The sequence below is a fragment of the Dactylosporangium sp. CA-139066 genome, from assembly GCF_050936175.1.
Taxonomy (GTDB): domain Bacteria; phylum Actinomycetota; class Actinomycetes; order Mycobacteriales; family Micromonosporaceae; genus Dactylosporangium.
This window is the reverse complement of record NZ_JBNJNH010000001.1, coordinates 8,156,064-8,174,362: the sequence shown is the minus strand read 5'-3', so window position 1 is coordinate 8,174,362 and position 18,299 is coordinate 8,156,064. Positions and strand designations below refer to the sequence as shown.

At 72.7% G+C, this 18,299-nt stretch carries 18 protein-coding genes; 12 read left to right on the top strand and 6 right to left on the bottom strand.

All coding sequences use genetic code 11. From position 1 onward, the window contains the following. Positions 1 to 82 precede the first annotated feature (82 nt). The 10 genes from ACQEVU_RS37340 (at position 83) to gap (ending at position 10,881) form a co-directional block, all read left to right on the top strand. Entirely contained in the window at positions 83 to 919 is an 837-nt protein-coding gene (locus ACQEVU_RS37340; RefSeq protein WP_433332121.1) for a nitrilase-related carbon-nitrogen hydrolase, read from the top strand. Between the two features lie 85 nt (positions 920 to 1,004). Then, the gene (hydA, locus tag ACQEVU_RS37335) at positions 1,005 to 2,414 is read left to right on the top strand and encodes a dihydropyrimidinase (RefSeq protein ID WP_433332119.1); all 1,410 of its coding nucleotides are present in this window, start codon (positions 1,005 to 1,007) and stop codon (positions 2,412 to 2,414) included. Positions 2,415 to 2,426: 12 nt separating this feature from the next. Then, positions 2,427 to 3,911 (top strand): CoA-acylating methylmalonate-semialdehyde dehydrogenase, encoded by a 1,485-nt coding sequence (gene mmsA / locus ACQEVU_RS37330; protein WP_433332116.1) that lies wholly within the window; start codon positions 2,427 to 2,429, stop codon positions 3,909 to 3,911. 3 nt (positions 3,912 to 3,914) lie between these two features. Further along, positions 3,915 to 4,925: a TIGR03842 family LLM class F420-dependent oxidoreductase gene (locus tag ACQEVU_RS37325; RefSeq protein ID WP_433332114.1), complete on the top strand. Its 1,011-nt coding sequence runs from the start codon at positions 3,915 to 3,917 to the stop codon at positions 4,923 to 4,925. A gap of 85 nt (positions 4,926 to 5,010) precedes the next feature. Further along, a complete protein-coding gene (locus ACQEVU_RS37320; protein ID WP_433332112.1) occupies positions 5,011 to 5,871 on the top strand; it encodes an ABC transporter permease in 861 nt (286 codons plus the stop codon). Further along, positions 5,868 to 6,626: an ABC transporter ATP-binding protein gene (locus ACQEVU_RS37315; protein ID WP_433332110.1), complete on the top strand. Its 759-nt coding sequence runs from the start codon at positions 5,868 to 5,870 to the stop codon at positions 6,624 to 6,626. The genes ACQEVU_RS37320 and ACQEVU_RS37315 overlap by 4 nt, the downstream gene beginning before the upstream one ends. Continuing rightward, complete coding sequence (locus ACQEVU_RS37310; RefSeq protein ID WP_433332108.1) at positions 6,623 to 7,381, top strand: ABC transporter permease; 759 nt, start codon at positions 6,623 to 6,625, stop codon at positions 7,379 to 7,381. Before ACQEVU_RS37315 ends, ACQEVU_RS37310 begins: the two co-directional genes overlap by 4 nt. 22 nt (positions 7,382 to 7,403) lie before the next feature. Continuing rightward, on the top strand, positions 7,404 to 8,537 hold the full coding sequence (locus ACQEVU_RS37305) for an ABC transporter substrate-binding protein (protein ID WP_433332106.1): 1,134 nt from the start codon (positions 7,404 to 7,406) through the stop codon (positions 8,535 to 8,537). Between the two features lie 169 nt (positions 8,538 to 8,706). Further along, the gene (locus tag ACQEVU_RS37300; RefSeq protein WP_433332104.1) at positions 8,707 to 9,657 is read left to right on the top strand and encodes a GlxA family transcriptional regulator; all 951 of its coding nucleotides are present in this window, start codon (positions 8,707 to 8,709) and stop codon (positions 9,655 to 9,657) included. A 216-nt stretch (positions 9,658 to 9,873) separates the two neighbouring features. Continuing rightward, on the top strand, positions 9,874 to 10,881 hold the full coding sequence (gene gap / locus ACQEVU_RS37295) for a type I glyceraldehyde-3-phosphate dehydrogenase (RefSeq protein WP_433332102.1): 1,008 nt from the start codon (positions 9,874 to 9,876) through the stop codon (positions 10,879 to 10,881). Between the two features lie 233 nt (positions 10,882 to 11,114). On the opposite strand, the gene ACQEVU_RS37290 is transcribed toward gap, so the two are convergent. Beyond that, entirely contained in the window at positions 11,115 to 12,503 is a 1,389-nt protein-coding gene (locus tag ACQEVU_RS37290) for a bifunctional 3-(3-hydroxy-phenyl)propionate/3-hydroxycinnamic acid hydroxylase (protein ID WP_433332100.1), read from the bottom strand. A gap of 71 nt (positions 12,504 to 12,574) precedes the next feature. On the opposite strand from ACQEVU_RS37290, the gene ACQEVU_RS37285 reads away from it, so the two are divergent. Continuing rightward, complete coding sequence (locus ACQEVU_RS37285) at positions 12,575 to 13,069, top strand: ferritin-like domain-containing protein (protein WP_433332098.1); 495 nt, start codon at positions 12,575 to 12,577, stop codon at positions 13,067 to 13,069. A 42-nt stretch (positions 13,070 to 13,111) separates the two neighbouring features. Here the strand turns inward: ACQEVU_RS37285 and ACQEVU_RS37280 are convergent, their stop codons facing one another. The 4 genes from ACQEVU_RS37280 to ACQEVU_RS37265 are packed head-to-tail and all read right to left on the bottom strand — an operon-like array spanning position 13,112 to position 16,473. Beyond that, positions 13,112 to 13,885 carry a putative protein N(5)-glutamine methyltransferase gene (locus ACQEVU_RS37280; RefSeq protein ID WP_433332096.1) on the bottom strand — a complete coding sequence of 258 codons (774 nt, stop codon included), beginning with the start codon at positions 13,883 to 13,885 and terminating at the stop codon, positions 13,112 to 13,114. Continuing rightward, positions 13,882 to 14,523: a LuxR C-terminal-related transcriptional regulator gene (locus tag ACQEVU_RS37275; RefSeq protein WP_433332094.1), complete on the bottom strand. Its 642-nt coding sequence runs from the start codon at positions 14,521 to 14,523 to the stop codon at positions 13,882 to 13,884. The genes ACQEVU_RS37280 and ACQEVU_RS37275 overlap by 4 nt, the downstream gene beginning before the upstream one ends. Further along, positions 14,475 to 15,764: a sensor histidine kinase gene (locus ACQEVU_RS37270; RefSeq protein ID WP_433332092.1), complete on the bottom strand. Its 1,290-nt coding sequence runs from the start codon at positions 15,762 to 15,764 to the stop codon at positions 14,475 to 14,477. The genes ACQEVU_RS37275 and ACQEVU_RS37270 overlap by 49 nt, the downstream gene beginning before the upstream one ends. A gap of 49 nt (positions 15,765 to 15,813) precedes the next feature. Next, positions 15,814 to 16,473 (bottom strand): pyridoxamine 5'-phosphate oxidase family protein, encoded by a 660-nt coding sequence (locus tag ACQEVU_RS37265; protein ID WP_433332090.1) that lies wholly within the window; start codon positions 16,471 to 16,473, stop codon positions 15,814 to 15,816. Between the two features lie 12 nt (positions 16,474 to 16,485). Between ACQEVU_RS37265 and ACQEVU_RS37260 the strand changes: the two genes are divergently transcribed. Further along, positions 16,486 to 17,829 (top strand): aspartate aminotransferase family protein, encoded by a 1,344-nt coding sequence (locus ACQEVU_RS37260; protein ID WP_433332088.1) that lies wholly within the window; start codon positions 16,486 to 16,488, stop codon positions 17,827 to 17,829. A gap of 148 nt (positions 17,830 to 17,977) precedes the next feature. Here ACQEVU_RS37260 and ACQEVU_RS37255 read toward each other — a convergent pair whose 3' ends face one another. After that, positions 17,978 to 18,286 carry a hypothetical protein gene (locus tag ACQEVU_RS37255; RefSeq protein ID WP_433332086.1) on the bottom strand — a complete coding sequence of 103 codons (309 nt, stop codon included), beginning with the start codon at positions 18,284 to 18,286 and terminating at the stop codon, positions 17,978 to 17,980. Positions 18,287 to 18,299 lie beyond the last annotated feature (13 nt).

The window sequence follows — 18,299 nt, the reverse complement described above, 5'->3', positions numbered from 1 at the left end:
GTCCGCCTAGATTTGTGTCGTTAGTGTCCTACGGCATCCGACCCGAATTCAAGGTCACACCCCGCACCGGAGAGGGGCAGCCATGACGGTCATCCGGGCCGCCATCGTCCAGACCAGCTGGACGGGCGACAAGGAATCGATGATCAAGGCTCACGAGGACTATGCCCGACAGGCCGCCGCCCAGGGCGCCCGGGTCATCTGCTTCCAGGAGCTGTTCTACGGCCCGTACTTCTGCCAGGTCCAGGACTCCGCCTACTACGAGTACGCCGAGTCGATCCCCGGCCCGACCACCGAGCGCTTCCAGGCCCTCGCCGCCGAGCTCGGCATGGTCATGATCCTGCCGATGTACGAGCAGGAGCAGCCGGGCGTGCTCTACAACACCGCCGCCGTGGTCGATGCGGACGGCAAGTACCTCGGCAAGTACCGCAAGAACCACATCCCGCAGGTGAAGGGATTCTGGGAGAAGTTCTACTTCCGGCCCGGCAACCTCGGCTATCCCGTCTTCGACACGGCCGTGGGCAAGGTCGGCGTCTACATCTGCTACGACCGGCACTTCCCCGAGGGGTGGCGGGCGCTGGGGCTCAACGGCGCGCAGATCGTGTTCAACCCGTCGGCGACCAGCCGGGGGCTCAGCGCGTACCTGTGGCAGCTGGAGCAGCCGGCCAGCGCGGTGGCCAACGAGTACTTCATCGGCGCCATCAACCGCACCGGCATCGAGCCCCTCGGCGACAACGACTTCTACGGCACCAGCTACTTCGTCGACCCGGAGGGCAAGTTCGTCGGCGAGGTCGGCGACGCGCACGACCCCGAGCTCATCGTCCGCGACCTCGACCTGGACCTGCTCGCCACGGTCCGCGACCGCTGGCAGTTCTACCGCGACCGCCGTCCCGACGCCTACGGGGAGCTGGTGCAGCCGTGACGGGTCCGGAGCGAAGCGGAGGGGCCCGTCACCATGGGCACAGTTTTCAGTCGCGGCGGCGCCGGAGCGAAGCGGAGGTGACGTCGTGACCGGACTGCTGATCAAGGGGGGCACCGTCGTCGGGCCGCACGGCGCCATCCCGGGCGACGTCCTCGTCATCGGCGAGAAGATCTCCGCGATCTTCATGCCGGGCGACGGGCCGGTCGAGGGCGACTTCGAGGTCCTCGACGCCACCGGCAAGTACGTCATCCCGGGTGGCGTCGACGCGCACACCCACATGGAGCTGCCGTTCGGCGGCACCTTCGCCAGCGACACGTTCGACACCGGCACCCGTGCCGCCGCGTGGGGCGGCACCACGACCATCATCGACTTCGCGGTCCAGCGCACCGGCGAGGTCGTCCAGGACGGCCTCGCCGCGTGGCACGCCAAGGCGGCCGGGAACTGCCACGTCGACTACGCCTTCCACCAGATCCTCGGCGGCGTCGACGACGACGCACTCAAGGCCATGGACCAGCTCGTCACGGACGAGGGGATCACGAGCTTCAAGCTGTTCATGGCGTACCCCGGAGTCTTCTACAGCGACGACGGCCAGATCCTGCGTGCGATGCAGAAGGCCCGCGACAACGGCGCGATGATCATGATGCACGCGGAGAACGGCCCCGCCATCGACGTGCTCGTGAAGCAGGCCCTCGAGCGCGGCGAGACGGACCCGATCCACCACGGCCTCACCCGCCCCGAGGCCCTGGAGGCGGAGGCGACCAGCCGCGCCATCTGGCTCGCCAGCGTCGCCGCCGACTGCCCGCTCTACATCGTCCACCTCTCGGCGTCCAAGGCGCTGGAGCAGGTCGCCGCCGCTCGCGACCTCGGGCGCAACGTGTTCGCCGAGACGTGCCCGCAGTACCTGTACCTCACCCTCGAGGACCAGCTCGGCGCGCCCGGGTTCGAGGGCGCCAAGTGGGTCTGCTCCACCCCGCTGCGCAGCAAGCACGAGAGCCACCGCGCCGACCTGTGGCGGGGCCTGCGCAGCAACGACCTGTCCGTGGTCTCCACCGACCACTGCCCCTTCTGCTTCAAGGACCAGAAGGAGCTCGGCATCGGCGACTTCTCCAAGATCCCCAACGGGATCGGCTCGGTCGAGCACCGCGTCGACCTGCTGTACCAGGGCGTCGTCGACGGCCACATCTCGCTGGCCCGCTGGGTGGAGACGATCGCCACCACGCCGGCGCGGATGTTCGGGCTGTACCCCCGCAAGGGCGTCATCGCGCCCGGCTCCGACGCCGACATCGTCCTCTACGACCCCTCGGCCCACACCCGCATCGGCGTCGAGACGCACCACATGAACATGGACCACTCGGCCTGGGAGGGCTACGAGATCGCCGGCAAGGTCGACACGGTCATCTCCCGCGGGACCGTGATCGTCTCCGGCGACGCCTACCACGGCCGCAAGGGCCACGGGCAGTTCCTCCGCCGAGGACTGTCGGACTACTTGCTTTAGGGGCAACGGAATATGCGTGAGATCAAGCACTGGCTCGACGGGCAGGCCGTCTCCGGCACCAGCGGAAGGCGGCTGCCGGTCTGGGACCCGGCGACCGGCGAGCAGCAGGCGTACGTCGTGGCGGCCACCGCCGCCGAGACCGACGCCGCCGTCGCGAGCGCCCTCGCCGCCTACCCGGCGTGGCGGGCCGCGTCGCTGTCGCGCCGCGCGGAGGTGATGTTCCGCTTCCGCGAGCTCGTCGACGCCAACCGCAAGGAGATCGCCGCCCTGGTGAGCGCCGAGCACGGCAAGACCGTCGCCGACGCCGGCGGCGAGCTCGCCCGGGGCCTGGAGAACATCGAGTTCGCCACCGGGGCGCCGCACCTGCTCAAGGGCGGCTACAGCGAGCAGGCCTCGACCGGCGTCGACGTGTACTCCATCCGCCAGCCGCTCGGCGTCGTCGCCGGCATCACGCCGTTCAACTTCCCGGCGATGGTGCCCATGTGGATGTTCTGCAACGCGCTCGTGTGCGGCAACACGTTCGTGCTCAAGCCCAGCGAGAAGGACCCGTCCGCCTCGCTGCTGCTGGCCGACCTGCTGCGCCAGGCCGGGCTGCCCGACGGCGCGTTCAACGTCGTGCAGGGCGACCGGGAGGCCGTCGAGCGGCTCATTGCCCACCCCGACGTGCAGGCGCTGAGCTTCGTCGGCTCGACCCCGATCGCGAAGGCCGTCTACGAGGCCGGCACCCGCGCCGGCAAACGGGTCCAGGCGCTCGGCGGGGCCAAGAACCACATGGTGGTACTCCCGGACGCCGACGTCGACGCGGCCGCCGACGCCGCCGTCTCGGCCGGCTACGGCTCGGCGGGGGAGCGGTGCATGGCCGTCTCCGTCGTCGTCGCCGTCGGCGCGGTCGCCGACCCGCTGGTCGCCGCGATCAGCGAGCGGATCGGGCGCATCGCCGTCGGGCCGGCCACCGACCCGTCGGCCGAGATGGGCCCGCTCATCACCCGCGAGCACCGCGACCGGGTGGCCGGCTACCTCGCCGAGCCCGGCGCCGCCGAGGTCGTCGTCGACGGCCGCGACGCGCCGGTCAGCCAGGGGCCGGGCTTCTTCCTCGGGGCGTCCCTCGTGGACAAGGTGACGCCGGATTCCGCGCTGTACAAGGACGAGATCTTCGGGCCCGTCCTGTCGGTCGTGCGGGCCGGCACCTACGACGAGGCCGTGCGGCTCGTCAACGACAACGAGTACGGCAACGGCACCGCCATCTTCACCCGCGACGGCGGCGCCGCCCGGCAGTTCCAGTACGACGTCATCTGCGGCATGGTCGGCGTCAACGTCCCCGTGCCGGTGCCGGTCGCCTACTACAGCTTCGGCGGCTGGAAGTCCTCGCTCTTCGGCGACCTGCACATGTACGGCCCCGAAGGCATCCAGTTCTACACGCGCAGCAAGGTCGTCACCTCGCGCTGGCCCGATCCGGCCACCTCCGAGGTCGACCTCGGCTTCCCGAAGGTGCGGTGACAGATGGACATAGGGGTGGTGCTGCAGTGCGACCCGCCCGCCATGGGCGTGGTGGAGCTCGCCAAGCAGGCGGAGGCGGCCGGCTTCAGCCACGTGTGGACGTTCGACTCCCACGTGCTGTGGCAGGAGCCGTTCGTCATCTACAGCAAGATTCTCGCCGACACCGAACGGGTCGTCGTCGGGCCCATGGTGACCAACCCCGGCACCCGGGACTGGACGGTCACCGCCTCGCTGTTCGCCACCCTCAACGAGATGTACGGCAACCGCACGATCTGCGGCATCGGGCGCGGCGACTCGGCGGTGCGGGTGCTCGGCGCCCGCCCGACGACGCTCGCCGAGCTGCGCGAGTGCGTGCAGGTGATCCGGGAGCTCGGCAACGGCCGTTCGGTGCACCTGCGCGAGCGTGACCTGCAGTTCGCGTGGGCGCCCGACAGCCGGCTCGAGGTGTGGGTGGCCGCCTACGGTCCCAAGGCGCTCGCGCTGACCGGCGAGGTCGGCGACGGGTACATCCTGCAGCTGGCCGACCCGGACATCGCCGCCTGGATGATCAAGGCGGTCCGCGAGGCGGCGGAGAAGGCGGGACGCGACCCGGCGGCCATCAAGTTCTGCGTCGCCGCGCCGGCCTATGTGGGCACCGACTCGGCTGAATCTCTTGCGCACCAGCGGGAGCAGACCCGGTGGTTCGGCGGCATGGTCGGCAACCACGTCGCCGACATCGTGGCCCGCTACGGCGGCGCCGGGGGCGCGGTCCCGGCCGTGCTGACCGACTACATCAAGGGCCGCACCGGCTACGACTACGCCCAGCACGGCCGGGCCGGCAACGTCCACACCGAGTTCGTGCCCGACGAGGTCGTCGACCGGTTCTGCATCCTCGGCCCGATCGAGCACCACCTCGAGCGCCTCGCCGAGCTGCGCCGGCTCGGCGTGGACCAGTTCGCCCTGTACCTGCAGCACGACGCGAAGGAGTCCACGCTCGCCGCCTACGGCGAGCATGTCATCCCGGCCGTCTCATGAGCGGTTCGGAGCGAAGCGGAGAGGCCGCGAACAATAGGCACAGCTTTGTCTCAGGCCGTCGCCGCAGCGAAGCGGAGGCGTCGGCATGAGACGAGTCATCGGTGCCCTCGCGGGGGTCGCCGCCTTTGTGGGCCTGTGGGAGGGCTACAAGGCGGTCGGCGACCCCGAGGGCACCGCCCTCTTCGGGGTGCGGATCCTGCCCCGCGCCGACGACCTTTCCATGCCGCACCTGTACACCGTGGTGCAGCGCCTCGCCCGCCCGGAGCTCGCCGGCGGCCGCCCGATCTGGCGCGTCGTGCTCGACGCGTGCCTGTTCACCCTCGGCGTGACCGCGGCCGGCTTCGCCGCCGGCGTCCTCGTCGGCTTCCTGCTGGCCGCGCTCATGCAGCGCTTCGGCGTCCTCGAGCGCGGCCTGCTGCCCTATGTCGTGCTGTCCCAGACGGTACCGCTGGTCGCCCTCGCCCCGCTCGTCGCCGGCTGGTCCGGCGCCCTGTCGTTCGGCCCCTACGCGTGGCAGGACTGGATGACCGTGTCGACGATCGCCGCGTACCTGGCGTTCTTCCCGGTCGCCGTCGGGCTGCTGCGCGGCCTGCAGTCGCCGTCGCCGGCCGGCGTGGAGCTGATGCGCAGCTACGCCGCCGGCTGGTGGCGCACGTTCGTGAAGCTGCGCCTGCCGGCCGCGCTGCCGTTCCTGTTCCCGGCGCTGCGCCTGGCCGGCGCCGCCGCGGTCGTCGGCGCCGTCGTCGGGGAGATCTCGACGGGCACGCGCGGCGGCATCGGCCGGCTCGTCATCGAGTACGCCCGCGAGGCGACCTCCGACCCGGCCAAGGTGTACACCGCGATGCTCGGCGCCGCGCTGCTCGGCCTCGCCGTCGCCGCCTTCGTGAGCCTGCTCGAGCTGCCCCTCATGCGCCATCGACGTCGGGTGGAGGTGAACGTCATATGACGGCCGTGGTGATTTCCGGCGTCAGCAAGGTGTTCAACGCGGGGCGGGCCGACGAGGTGACCGCGCTGTCCGAAGTGGACCTGACCGTCGGCAGTGGACAGTTCGTGTCGCTCATCGGGCCGTCCGGGTGCGGCAAGTCCACGCTGCTGCGGCTCATCGCCGACCTCATCGAGCCCACCGCCGGCGCCGTGACCGTCGCCGGGAAGCCGGCCGGGCAGGCGCGGCGGGACCAGGAGTACGGCATCGCCTTCCAGCAGGCCGGCCTCTTCGAGTGGCGCACCGTGCGGCGCAACGTCGAGCTGCCGCTGGAGCTGCGCAGGATCCCGCGGCAGCAGCGCCGCTCCCGGGCCGAGGAGATGCTCGCCCTCGTCGGGCTCGGGGAGTTCGGCGGGCACTATCCGGCCCAGCTCTCCGGCGGCATGCAGCAGCGGGTCGCGATCGCGCGGGCCCTGGCGGTACACCCGCCGCTGCTGCTCATGGACGAGCCGTTCGGGGCGCTGGACGAGATGACGCGCGAGCGGCTGCAGACGGAGCTGCTGCAGATCTGCGCGGCGACCCGGACCTCGACCGTGTTCGTGACGCACTCCATCTCCGAGGCGGTGTTCCTGTCGGACAAGGTCGTGGTGATGTCGGCCCGCCCGGGGCGGATCACGGCGTCGATCGACATCGACCTGCCGTCGCGGGACGAGGCCGCCCGGCAGTCTCCCGACTACTTCGAGTACGTCACCGCCGTGCGCAAGGCGCTGCGGTCATGACCTGGGTGAGGTCCGTCCTGCCGCCGGTCGCCGTCGGGGTGCTCGGCCTGGCCGGCTGGGAGGTCGTCGTCAAGGCCGGGCGCATCGCGCCGTTCATCCTGCCGGCCCCGTCGGCGATCTGGGCCGAGCTGGTCGAGCAGCGCGGCAACGTCCTCGACGCGGCGCTGGCCAGCGGCGCCAACGCCCTCGTGGGGCTGGTCGGCGGGGCCGTCGTGGCGGTGCTCGCGGCCATGGCCACCAGCCGCGTGCGGCTGCTCAGCGAGGTGTCGGTGCCGTTCGCGGCCGTGCTCAACGCGCTGCCGATCATCGCGCTGGCGCCGATCCTCAACAACATGTTCGAGTCCACCAGCAGCGTGCCGCGCCGGCTGGTCGCCGGGATCATCGTGTTCTTCCCGGTCTTCGTCAACACGCTGCGCGGCCTGCGGGAGGTCGACCCGACCCACCGCGAGCTCATGGACAGCTACGCCGCGGGCGGCTGGACGTTCGCCCGGCTGGTGCGGCTGCCGGGAGCGCTGCCGCACCTGTTCACCGGCCTGCGGCAGGCGTCGTCGCTGGCCGTCATCGCCGCGGTCGTCGCGGAGTACTTCGGCGGGCTGCAGGACGGGCTCGGGGCGCGGATCACGTCCGCGGCCGCGTTCACCGCGTATCCGCGCGCGTGGGCGTTCGTCGTGGGCGCCTGCGCCCTCGGGCTCGTCTTCTACCTGACCACGCTCCTGCTGGAGCGCCTCGCGATGCCTTGGAAAGCCCGTTCATAAAGACCGGCTTGGAGGATCCCCCATGAAACGCGTCCCCCTGATCGGGGTCGTCGTCGCGGCAGGGCTTGCCCTGTCCGGCTGCGGCACCGCCGACAGCGCCTCGCCCACGACCACCACCACCGGTGGGCTGAGCACCGTGAAGCTGCAGCTGCAGTGGTTCTACCAGGCCCAGTTCGCCGGCTACATCGCCGCCGTGGACAAGGGCTTCTACAAGGAGCAGGGCCTCGACGTGCAGCTGCTGGAGGGCGGCGTCGACATCGTGCCGCAGACCGTCCTCGCGCAGGGCAAGGCCGACTACGCGGTCGCGTGGGTGCCCAAGGCCCTGGCGTCGCGCGAGCAGGGCGCCGGCATCACCGACGTGGGCCAGATCTTCGCGCGCTCCGGGACGTACCAGGTCGCGTTCGCCTCCTCGAACATCAAGTCCCCGGCCGACTTCAAGGGCAAGAAGGTCGGCAACTGGGGCTTCGGCAACGAGTTCGAGCTCTTCGCCGGCATGACGAAGGCCGGGCTGAACCCCGGCAAGGACGTCACCCTCGTGCAGCAGCAGTTCGACATGCAGGCACTGCTCAAGAAGGAGATCGACGTCGCGCAGGCCATGTCGTACAACGAGTACGCGCAGCTGCTGGAGGCCACCAACCCGGCCACCGGGGCGCTGTACAAGCCGGAGGACTTCGCCATCATCGACTGGAAGGACGTCGGCACCTCGATGCTGCAGGACGCCGTCTGGGCCAACACCGAGAAGCTCAAGGACAAGGCGTACCAGGACCAGACCGTGAAGTTCCTGACGGCGACGATCAAGGGCTGGGCGTACTGCCGGGACAACGCCGAGTCGTGCCGCGACATGGTGGTGGCGAAGGGCTCCAAGCTCGGCAAGACCCACCAGCTGTGGCAGATGAACGAGGTCAACAAGCTCATCTGGCCCTCTTCGCAGGGCATCGGCGTGGTGAACGACGCCGACTGGTCGCGCACGGTCGACATCTCGCTCAACACCAAGAACCAGACCGGCGACACGGTACTGAAGAAGAAGCCCGAGGGCCTCGACCACACCAACGACTACATCAACAAGGCCCTGGAGGCCGCCAAGGCCGCCGGCGTCGACGTGAACGGCTCCGCGTACAAGCCCACGACGGTGACGCTCACGGCCGGCGGCGCCTAGCTTCCGGATCTCCTGCTGCGCCCCGGTGCCGCCCCGCGGCGGCACCGGGGTCCTCGTCGGCGCCGGGGCCCGGCATATGGTTGGCGAGAAACTTGCGGTACGTGGCATTCTCGCCACTGTCGGGCCCGAACGGCGGGTGCGAGGCTGCACGCCGGGAGGGAGGCGCCGGATGGGCATCCACCGCGTGGTCGTGCTGGTGCTCGACGGGGCGAAGCCGCTCGACGTCGGCATTCCGGCGCAGGTGTTCACGAACCGGCCGAGCATGCCGTACGAGGTGCGGGTGTGCGGTGCGGCGCCGGGGCTCGTCGCCGGCGGGGACGGGCTGGCCTACCACGTGGCGGAGGGGCTCGGCGCGTTCGCGGCGGCCGACACGATCTTCATTCCCGGGTACCGGCATCCCGACCGGGAGGACCCGCCGGCCGGGGTCGTCGCCGCGCTGCGCGGCGCGCACGCGCGCGGGGTGCGGCTCGCCGCGATCTCGACCGGGGCGTTCGCGCTCGCCGCGACCGGGCTGCTCGACGGCAAGCGCGCGACGACGCACTGGCACTACACGCACGAGCTGGCCCGCCGGCATCCCGGGATCCGCGTCGACGAGGACGTGCTCTTCGTCGACGAGGGGGAGGTGCTCACCTCGGCCGGTGCGGCCAGCGGCATCGACCTGTGCCTGCACCTCGTGCGCCGCGACCACGGCGTCGCGCTGGCCAACGGCGTCGCCCGGCGGCTCGTCGCCGCGCCCTACCGCAGCGGCGGGCAGGTGCAGTACATCCCGCACAGCGTCCCGGAGGCCGGCGGCGAGCACTTCGCGGCCACCCGCCAGTGGGCCCTCGAGCGGCTCGGCGAGCCCCTGGCGCTGGGCGACCTCGCCCGCAACGCGAACGTCTCGGCCCGCACGTTCTCCCGGCGCTTCGTCGAGGAGACGGGGTACACGCCGACGCAGTGGATCCTGCGGGCCCGCGTCGACCGGGCCCGGGAGCTGCTGGAGCGCAGCGAGCTCGGCGTCGAGCAGATCGCCGCGCACGTCGGGCTCGGCACGGGCGCCAACCTGCGGCTGCACTTCCAGCGCATCCTGGGCACGTCGCCGAGCGAGTACCGGCGCACGTTCGCCCGCCCGGCACGGTGAGGCCGGCACGGTAAGGCCGGCACGGTAAGGCCGGCACGGTAAGGCCGGCACGGTAAGGCCGGCACGGTAAGGCCGGCACGGTAAGGCCGGCACGGTAAGGCCGGCACGGTAAGGCCGGCACGGTAAGGCCGGCACGGTGCAACCTGGCGCGATCCTTGCGCGGGGTGGCGCGGCGGCCGCTGTCGGGCGGCGCGGGCGGGCCGCACGATCGAGGGCGTGACCACACGCATCGCCGTCAACGGATTCGGCCGCATCGGCCGCAACGTGCTGCGCGCGCTCCTGGAGCGCCGCAGCCCGCTCGAGGTCGTCGCCGTCAACGACCTCGCCGACGTGGAGACCCTCGCCCATCTGCTGCGCTACGACAGCACCCTCGGCCGGCTCGGCCGCCCGGTCCGGGTCGACGGCGACGAGATCGTCGTCGACGACCGGCGCATCCGGGTGCTCAGCGAGCGCGAGCCGGGGAAGCTGCCGTGGGCCGAGCTCGGCGTACACCTGGTGCTGGAGTCCACCGGCCGGCACACCGCCGCCGGCGCCGCCCGCGCGCACCTGGACGCCGGCGCCCGCCGCGTGCTCGTGAGCGCCCCGTCGGCCGGCGCCGACGTCACCCTCGCCTACGGCGTCAACACCGGCGCGTACGACCCGGCCGCGCACACGGTCGTGTCGAACGCCTCCTGCACCACCAACGCGCTGGCCCCGCTCGCCTCGGTGCTGCACGAGCTCGCCGGCGTCGAGCACGGCTTCATGACCACCGTGCACGCGTACACCCAGGAGCAGAACCTGCAGGACGGCCCGCACCGCGACCTGCGCCGCGCCCGGGCCGCCGCCGTCAACATCGCCCCGACGACGACCGGCGCGGCCAAGGCGATCGGCTTGGTCCTGCCGGCGCTGGCCGGCCGGCTCTCCGGCGACTCGATCCGCGTGCCGGTGCCGGTCGGCTCGCTCGTCGAGCTGAACACGGTCGTGCAGCGCGAGGTGACCCGCGACGACGTGCTCGCCGCCTACCGCGCCGCGGCCGGCGGCCCGCTGGCCGGCATCCTCGAGTACGCGACCGACCCGCTCGTGTCCAGCGATATCGCCGGCAACCCGGCCTCGGCGGTGTTCGACGCCGCGCTCACCCGCGTCGACGGCCGCCACGTCAAGGTCGTCGCCTGGTACGACAACGAGTGGGGCTTCTCCAACCGCGTCGTCGACACCCTGGAGCTCCTGGCGGCCGCCGACCGCTAGGCGCCGGCGAGCACCGCCCGGCGACGGCGTCGTGGCCCGCGTTCTGCCCGACGACCGTGGGTGTCCAGCCCCGGTAGGTACCGCTGAAGGCATGGCCGCCGCCGGCGGCGCAGCGGCGACGCCGTTGCAGTACAGGAATGTTCATGATCCGGCAGACCCGTCGTCGGTGAGCCTTGACCGCGAACCGCGCGGGTGTCCCGGCGTCTGGCCGGCCGCCGTACGACGGCAATCCGTCAGGTAAACAGACGCCCCGCCCGGTGCACGACGCGGTCGGGGCGCAGGACCACCGTGCGGCCCCGCAGCCAGCGGCGCAGCCGGCCCGACGGGTCGAGCTCCGGCGTCACCCGCAGCGTGCGGGCGCCCGGCCGGGACGGCAGGGGGCGGCCGGCGGGAACCAGCACCGACCAGCCGGGGCCCAGGGCCTCGTCCAGGCGGACCTCGCGGCCGTCCACCATCACCCAGGGCTGGGGAGCCAGCGGGCCGGCGCCGCGCAGCGCGGGGCTGGTCGAGCGCAGCGCCAGGCCCTTCAGGCCCGGCAGGCGCCACACGGCGCCGAGCACGACGCGGCGCACGGCGGCGGCGCGGTCCTGGCCGCCGGTCATCGCCCAGCCCGCCACCTTCGCGAGGCGGATCTGGGCGCGGGCGTGCGGGGAGCGTTCGCGCTCGTACGAGTCGAGCAGGGACTCCGCGCCGCCCGGCGTCGTCAGGTCGGTGGCGAGCTTCCAGGCCAGGTTGTAGGCGTCGCGCAGGCCCGCGCCCAGGCCCTGCCCGATGAACGGCGGCGTCTCGTGGGCGGCGTCGCCGAGGAGGAAGACGCGCCCGGCGCGCCAGTGGTCGGCGACCGCGGCGCGGAAGGTGTACTCCGCGCGGCGCACGATCCGCACGCCCGTCCCGCGCAGCCACGGCTCCAGCAGCGGCGCGACGTCGGCGAGCGTCTCACCCTCGAAGAGGCGGAACTCCCAGCGGTACCGCAGCGGCCCGAGCTGCATGAAGGTCGCCGCGCGGCGGGGGTCGCAGACCTGGTGCACGCCGCCCCAGGCGTCCAGGTCGGTGTCGCAGACGCCGTCGACGACGAGCCAGCGCTCGGCGAAGCGCAGGTCCACGCGGCGGGCGCCGATCAGGTCCCGGACCGTGCTGTTGGCGCCGTCGCAGCCGAGCACGGCCGAGGCCCGCGTGAACGCTTCCCTGCCGTCGGCGATCATGCGGTACCGCACGCCGGACGAACCGACCGCGAAGACCTCGGCGCCGCCGACGAACTCGATCAGGGGCAGCCGCGACATGCGGGCCCGCAGCAGGCGCTCCAGGTCCGGCTGGTCGAACATGTTCGCCTGCGGGTAGCCGTGGGGGCCGCGGTCGAGGTCGCGGCGGAACTCGGCCATCACCCGGTGGCGGGCGTCGAGCAGCCGCAGGCCCAGGCCGGGGCGGCTCACCGCGGCGAAGTCGTCGGCCACGCCGAGCTCCTGCAGGATGCGCATCACCTCGTCGTCGACGTGGACCGCCCGGGGCAGCGGATACGGGTCGGGGTAGCGGTCCAGCACCAGGCAGGGGATGCCGCGCTGGGCGAGCAGGATGGCGACGGCCATGCCAACGGGTCCGGCTCCGGCCACCACGACGCGATCCACGCGCCAAATCTAGTGAGAACCCGGGGACGGCGGGTAGAGCCCGCAGATCCCAACCCAGACAGGAGAAGCGGATGGCACTCGACAACCCGGCCGACCTGTTCCTCTACGAGCTGTCGGGCATGTACGACGCCGAGCGCAAGAGCAACCAGATGGTGGGCGAGATCCTCAGCCAGACGGAGCAGAGCCCGCTGGCCCAGATCCTGCGCGCCCAGCAGCAGCAGGGCCAGCAGAAGATCCAGAACCTCGAGACCTGCTTCGCCATGATGGAGACCGAGCCCGTGGAGGTGCCCTGCATGTCGGTCGACGGCATGCGGGCCGAGTTCCAGGCGTTCGTCGGGCAGCGGCCGTCGATGGAGGCGATGGAGATCTACACGGTCGACGCCGAGACGCGCCTGGCCCACTACGGCATCGCGGCCTACCAGAACCTCATCGACAAGGCCCTGCTCATGGGTGAGATGCAGTGCGCCCAGATCCTGCGCACCAACCTGGTGCAGAAGCAGGAGAACGCGGGGACGTTCGAGCGGATCAGCCACGAGCTCGGCCAGCGCGTGGCCATGAGCGTCTGACGGACCGGGCCGCCGCGACGACCGCGGCGGCCCGGCACCGGCTCAGCGCAGGCGGCCGACGACGACGTGGGTCTCCGTCTCCTCGTCGGTCACCGTCGCCGGGTGCAGGCCGGCCGCGCGCAGCGCCGCGTGCGCCGCCTCCAGCTGGGCGTCGCCGGCCTCGCACAGCAGCGCGCCGCCCGGGGCCAGCCAGGCCGGCGCCCCGGCGGCCACCCGGCGCAAGACGTCGAGGCCGTCGGCGCCGCCGTCCAGGGCGGCCCGGGCCTCGTGGACCCGGAACTCCTCCGGCAGGAACGCGATCTCGGCGGTCGGCACGTACGGCACGTTGGCGAGCAGGATGTCGACCCGCCCGCGCAGCCCGGCCGGCAGCGGCTCGAACAGGTCGCCGGCGAACACCTCCGCGGTGACGCCGGCCAGGTTGCGCCGGGCGCAGCCGACGGCGACCGGGTCGATGTCGGCGGCGACCAGGCGGGCGCCCGGCACGCCGCGCACCACGACGAGGCCGAGCGCCCCGGTGCCGCAGCACAGGTCCAGGACCGTGGCGCCGTTGCGGATCAGGGCGCGGGCGGTCATCGTCAGCAGCTCCGTGCGGTGCCGGGGCACGAAGACGCCGTCGGCGATCTCCAGGCGTACCCCCGCGAAGTCGGCCACACCGAGGACGTGCTCCAGCGGGGTGCCGGCGACCCGGCGCACCACCATCGCCTCCAGGGCCGCGGCGTCCGGCGCGGCGGCCAGCAGCCGGGCGGCCTCCTCCTCGGCGAAGACGCAGCCGGCGGCGCGCAGCCGGGCGGTGAGGGTCCCGTCGTCGGCGCTCATGCGTTCAGGTACGCCAATACGGCCAGGACCCGGCGGTTGTCGTCCTCGGACGGCGGCAGGCCGAGCTTCGCGAAGATGTTGTTGATGTGCTTGCCGACCGCCTTCTCGGTCACGAACATCCGGCCCGCGATCGCCGCGTTGGAGCGGCCCTCCGCCATCAGGCCGAGCACCTCGCGCTCCCGCGGGGTCAGCGCCCGCGTCGGCGTGCCGGCGTTGCGGGCCAGCAGCTGCGAGACGACCTCGGGGTCCATGGCGGTGCCGCCGCCCGCGACCCGGCGCACCGCGTCGACGAACTCGCCGACCGTGGACACCCGGTCCTTGAGCAGGTAGCCGACGCCGCCGCCCGAGTCGGAGAGCAGCTCCCGGGCGTACAGCTGCTCCACGTGCTGCGACAGCACCAGCACCGGCAGCCCGGGCGCCTCGGCCCGGGCGGCGATCGCGGCGCGCAGTCCCTCGTCCGTGAACGTCGGCGGCAGCCGCACGTCGACGACGGCGACGTCGGGCCGGTGTTCCAGCAGCGCGGCACGCAGGTCGGCGCCGTTGTCCACGGCCGCGACGACCTCGAACCCGTAGGCGTGCAACAGCCGGATCAGCCCGTCGCGGAGGAGGGCGAGATCCTCGGCGATGACAACGCGCACGGCAGCTCCATGGTCAGCACGGTCGGTCCGCCCCGCGGGCTGTCGATGCGCAGGCTCCCGTCGAACGCGGCCAGCCGCCGCTCGACGCCGGCCAGCCCCGAGCCGGCGCGGGCCGCCGCCCCGCCCCCGCCGTCGTCACCGACGACGACGTAGAGGGCACCCCCGAGGTAGGACAACGATACCCACGCGGCCGTGGCGCCGCTGTGCTTGACGACGTTGGCGAGCGCCTCGGCCGCGGCGAAGTACGCCGCCGACTCGACCGGCGCCGGCGGCCGCCCCGGCAGCTCCCCGTCGACCGCCACCGGCAGCGGCAGGGTCAGGGCGAGCGCCCGCAGCCCGCCGGCCAGCCCGCGCTCGGCGAGCACCGGCGGGTGGATGCCCCGCACGAGCAGCCGCAGCTCGGCGAGGGCCTTCGTGCTGGCCTCACGGGCCTCGGCGATGAGCGCCTGCGCGGCGTCCGGGTCGTGCTTGACGAGGTCCTCGGCCATGCCGAGGCTCATGCCCAGCGCCACGATCCGGGCCTGCGCGCCGTCGTGCAGGTCGCGCTCGATGCGGCGCAGCTCCGCGGCCTGCGCGTCGACCACCTGGGTCCGGGTCCGGGTGAGCCGGTCGACGCGGACCGACAGCACGGCGCTGCGGGTGGGCCCGAGGAGGCTGTGGTCGTACCGCGCCAGCGCCCACAGCAGCCAGGGCCCGCAGTACAGGGCGCCGGCCGTGATCAGGGCGCCCTGCGGCGGCACCAGCAGGAAGTCGGCCGGGTCGTCGATGGGCCAGGTGACGCCGTAGCCGTACCAGCCGGTGGTCGCGGCGGCGAGGACCGGGAGCAGCACGAGGCCCTGCACGCCGTACAGCAGCGCGATGAGCGGCACCGTCCCCGCGACGAGGCCGATCGGCGCGCCGCCCACGAGCCACAGCAGGTCGCGCCACGTCGCCGGGTCGCGCACCAGCCACATCCACCGCCGCGGCGAGCCGATGAAGGCCCCCGCCGGCCGCGGGCGGTAGGGCCGGGGGATGTCCACCGCCGCCCAGTCCCGCGCGAGGCGCCGCCGCCGGTCGGCGTAGGCGCGCACCAGCAGCTGCACGAGCGGCGTGAGTACCAGCCCCACCCCGGCCACCGTGGTCAGCAGCGACAGCACGGTCAGGATGACGAGCACGAGGTGGATCGGGAACGTCACGATCCCCACCAGCGCCACCCGGCCGATGCTGATCAGCCCCCGCCGCGTGAACGGCCACCAGTTCATGCAGCCATTCTGTCCGCGGCGGGCGGCCGTGACAGTGGGTCTAACCCCCTTATGCGTAGAGGCCCTGGCGGTAGTTGGCCTCGGCGTAGTACTCCTCGAGCTGCTCGACGGTCTCGGGGGTGTCCTGGACGCTCTTGACCAGCCGGGCGTGCGTGGGCAGCCGGTCGGGGGTCCACGTCTCGGGCTTCCACAGCTGCGAGCGCATGAACGCCTTCTGGCAGTGGAAGAAGATCGTGTCGATGTCGACGACGAGCGCGAGCACCGGCCGGTGCCCCTCGACGACGAGCTCGTCGAACCACGGCGCGCCGGTGAGCAGCCGCGCGCGGCCGTTGATCCGCAGGGTCTCGCGCCGGCCCGGGATCATGAAGATCAGCCCGACGTGCGGGTTGGCCAGGATGTTGTGGAAGCCGTCGGCGCGCCGGTTGCCGGGCCGCTCGGGCAGGGCGATCGTGCGCTCGTCGATGACGTACGTGAAGCCGGGCGGGTCGCCCTTGGGCGAGACGTCGCAGTTGCCCTCGGCGTCGCTGGTGCCCACGAGCACGAACGGCGACAGCGCCAGCCAGTCGCGGTCGGTCGCGCAGAGCCGGTCGCGTTCCTTGCTCACGGCCCGGGGCTTCGGCGTCCCGAGCAGCGCCTCGAGCTCCTGCACCGACGTGATCTGATCGCGACCTGTAACAGAGTGGGTATTGTTCGGCTGGACGTGTGCCATTAGCTTCTCCTCATGACGGACCAACGCACCGACGCGTGGCGCGACGACCGAGCGCACGTCTTCCATTCTTGGTCGGCCCAGCGGACGCTCGACCCGGTCGTCGTGGCCGGCGGCGAGGGCGCGACGTTCTGGGACGAGTCCGGCCGGCGGTATCTCGACTTCGCCTCCCAGCTGGTGAACCTCAACCTCGGCCACCAGCACCCGCGGGTCGTGGCCGCGATCCAGGAGCAGGCCGCGACGCTGTGCACGATCGCGCCCACGTTCGGCAACGCCGCCCGCAGCACGGCCGCCCGGCTCATCGCCGAGGTCGCGCCGGGCGACCTCGGCCACGTGTTCTTCACCAACGGCGGCACCGAGGCCAACGAGCACGCGATCCGCATGGCCCGCGGCACGACCGGCCGCCACAAGATCCTGGCCGCGTACCGGTCCTACCACGGCGCGACCACGGGCTCGATCACGCTCACCGGCGACCCGCGCCGCTGGGCCAACGAGCCCGCGATGCCCGGCGTGGTGCGGTTCTTCGGGCCGTACGTGTACCGCTCCCCGTTCCACGCCCTGAGCGAGGAGCAGGAGACGCAGCGCGCGCTGGCCCACCTCGAGGAGGTCTTCACGCTCGAGGGCCCCCAGACGATCGCGGCCGTGATCCTGGAGTCGGTGGTCGGCACCAACGGCATCCTGGTCCCCCCGCCCGGCTACCTGGCCGGCGTCCGGTCCCTGTGCGACCGCCACGGCGTGCTGCTGATCGCCGACGAGGTCATGAGCGGCTTCGGCCGCTGCGGCGAGTGGTTCGCGGTCGACCACTGGTCGGTCGTCCCCGACCTGATCACGTTCGCGAAGGGCGTCAACTCGGGTTACGTACCGCTGGGCGGCGTCATCCTCGGCCCCCGCGTCTACGAGACGTTCGCCGAGCGCCCGTTCCCCGGCGGCCTCACCTACTCCGGACACCCCCTGGCCTGCGCCGCGGCGGTGGCCACGATCGAGGTGATGCGCGACGAGCAGATCCCGGCCCGCGTCCGCGACCTCGGCGAGCGCGTCGTGCGCCCCCGCCTGGAGAAGCTGCGCGAGCGCCACCCGTCCGTCGGCGACGTGCGGGGCCTGGGCCTGTTCTGGGCGATCGAGCTGGTCCGCGACCGCGAGACCCGCGAGATGCTCGTGCCCTACAACGCGTCGGGCCCGGCCGCGGCCCCGATGGCCGAGGTGATCGCCGGCTGCAAGGCGCGCGGCGTGTGGCCGTTCACGCACTTCAACCGCGTCCATGTCGTACCGCCACTGGTCATCTCGGAGGACGAGCTGCTCGAGGGCATCGACGCGATCGACGACGCTCTGGACGCCGCGGACGCTCACGTCACGCGGTAGGCACCGCCGCCCTCGTCGCCGCGCCACCTCCGCGGCGACGAGGGCCGCGGTCCGGGACGGCCGGCTCCTCACGCCCTCGATCGTGCGGGCCGCCCGCCCGGCCCGACAAGCGGCCGCCGCGCCAGGTCGCGCAAGGATCGCGCCAGGTCTAGCTGGGCCGGGTGCGCTTGCCCCACGGGTTCGCGGCGCGCCACGTGCGGGCGTGGATGAGGCCGACGACGAGGACCCCGGCGGCGGTCGCGAGCCAGCCCGCCAGCGGGTGGGCGCCGACGCCGGCGAACGCCCAGGCCGTGCCGGCGATGAGGAAGCAGGCCACGCCGCTGGCCACGGCCACCGCCGGGCGGTCCGGGAACGGCGACGGGTTGCGGCCCTCGCCGATGCTGCCCCGCAGGTAGTACGGCAGGCCGTTGCCGGCGAAGAGCCCGGCGACCAGCGCCAGGAGGACGGTGAGCGGCATGGGAACCCCCGAG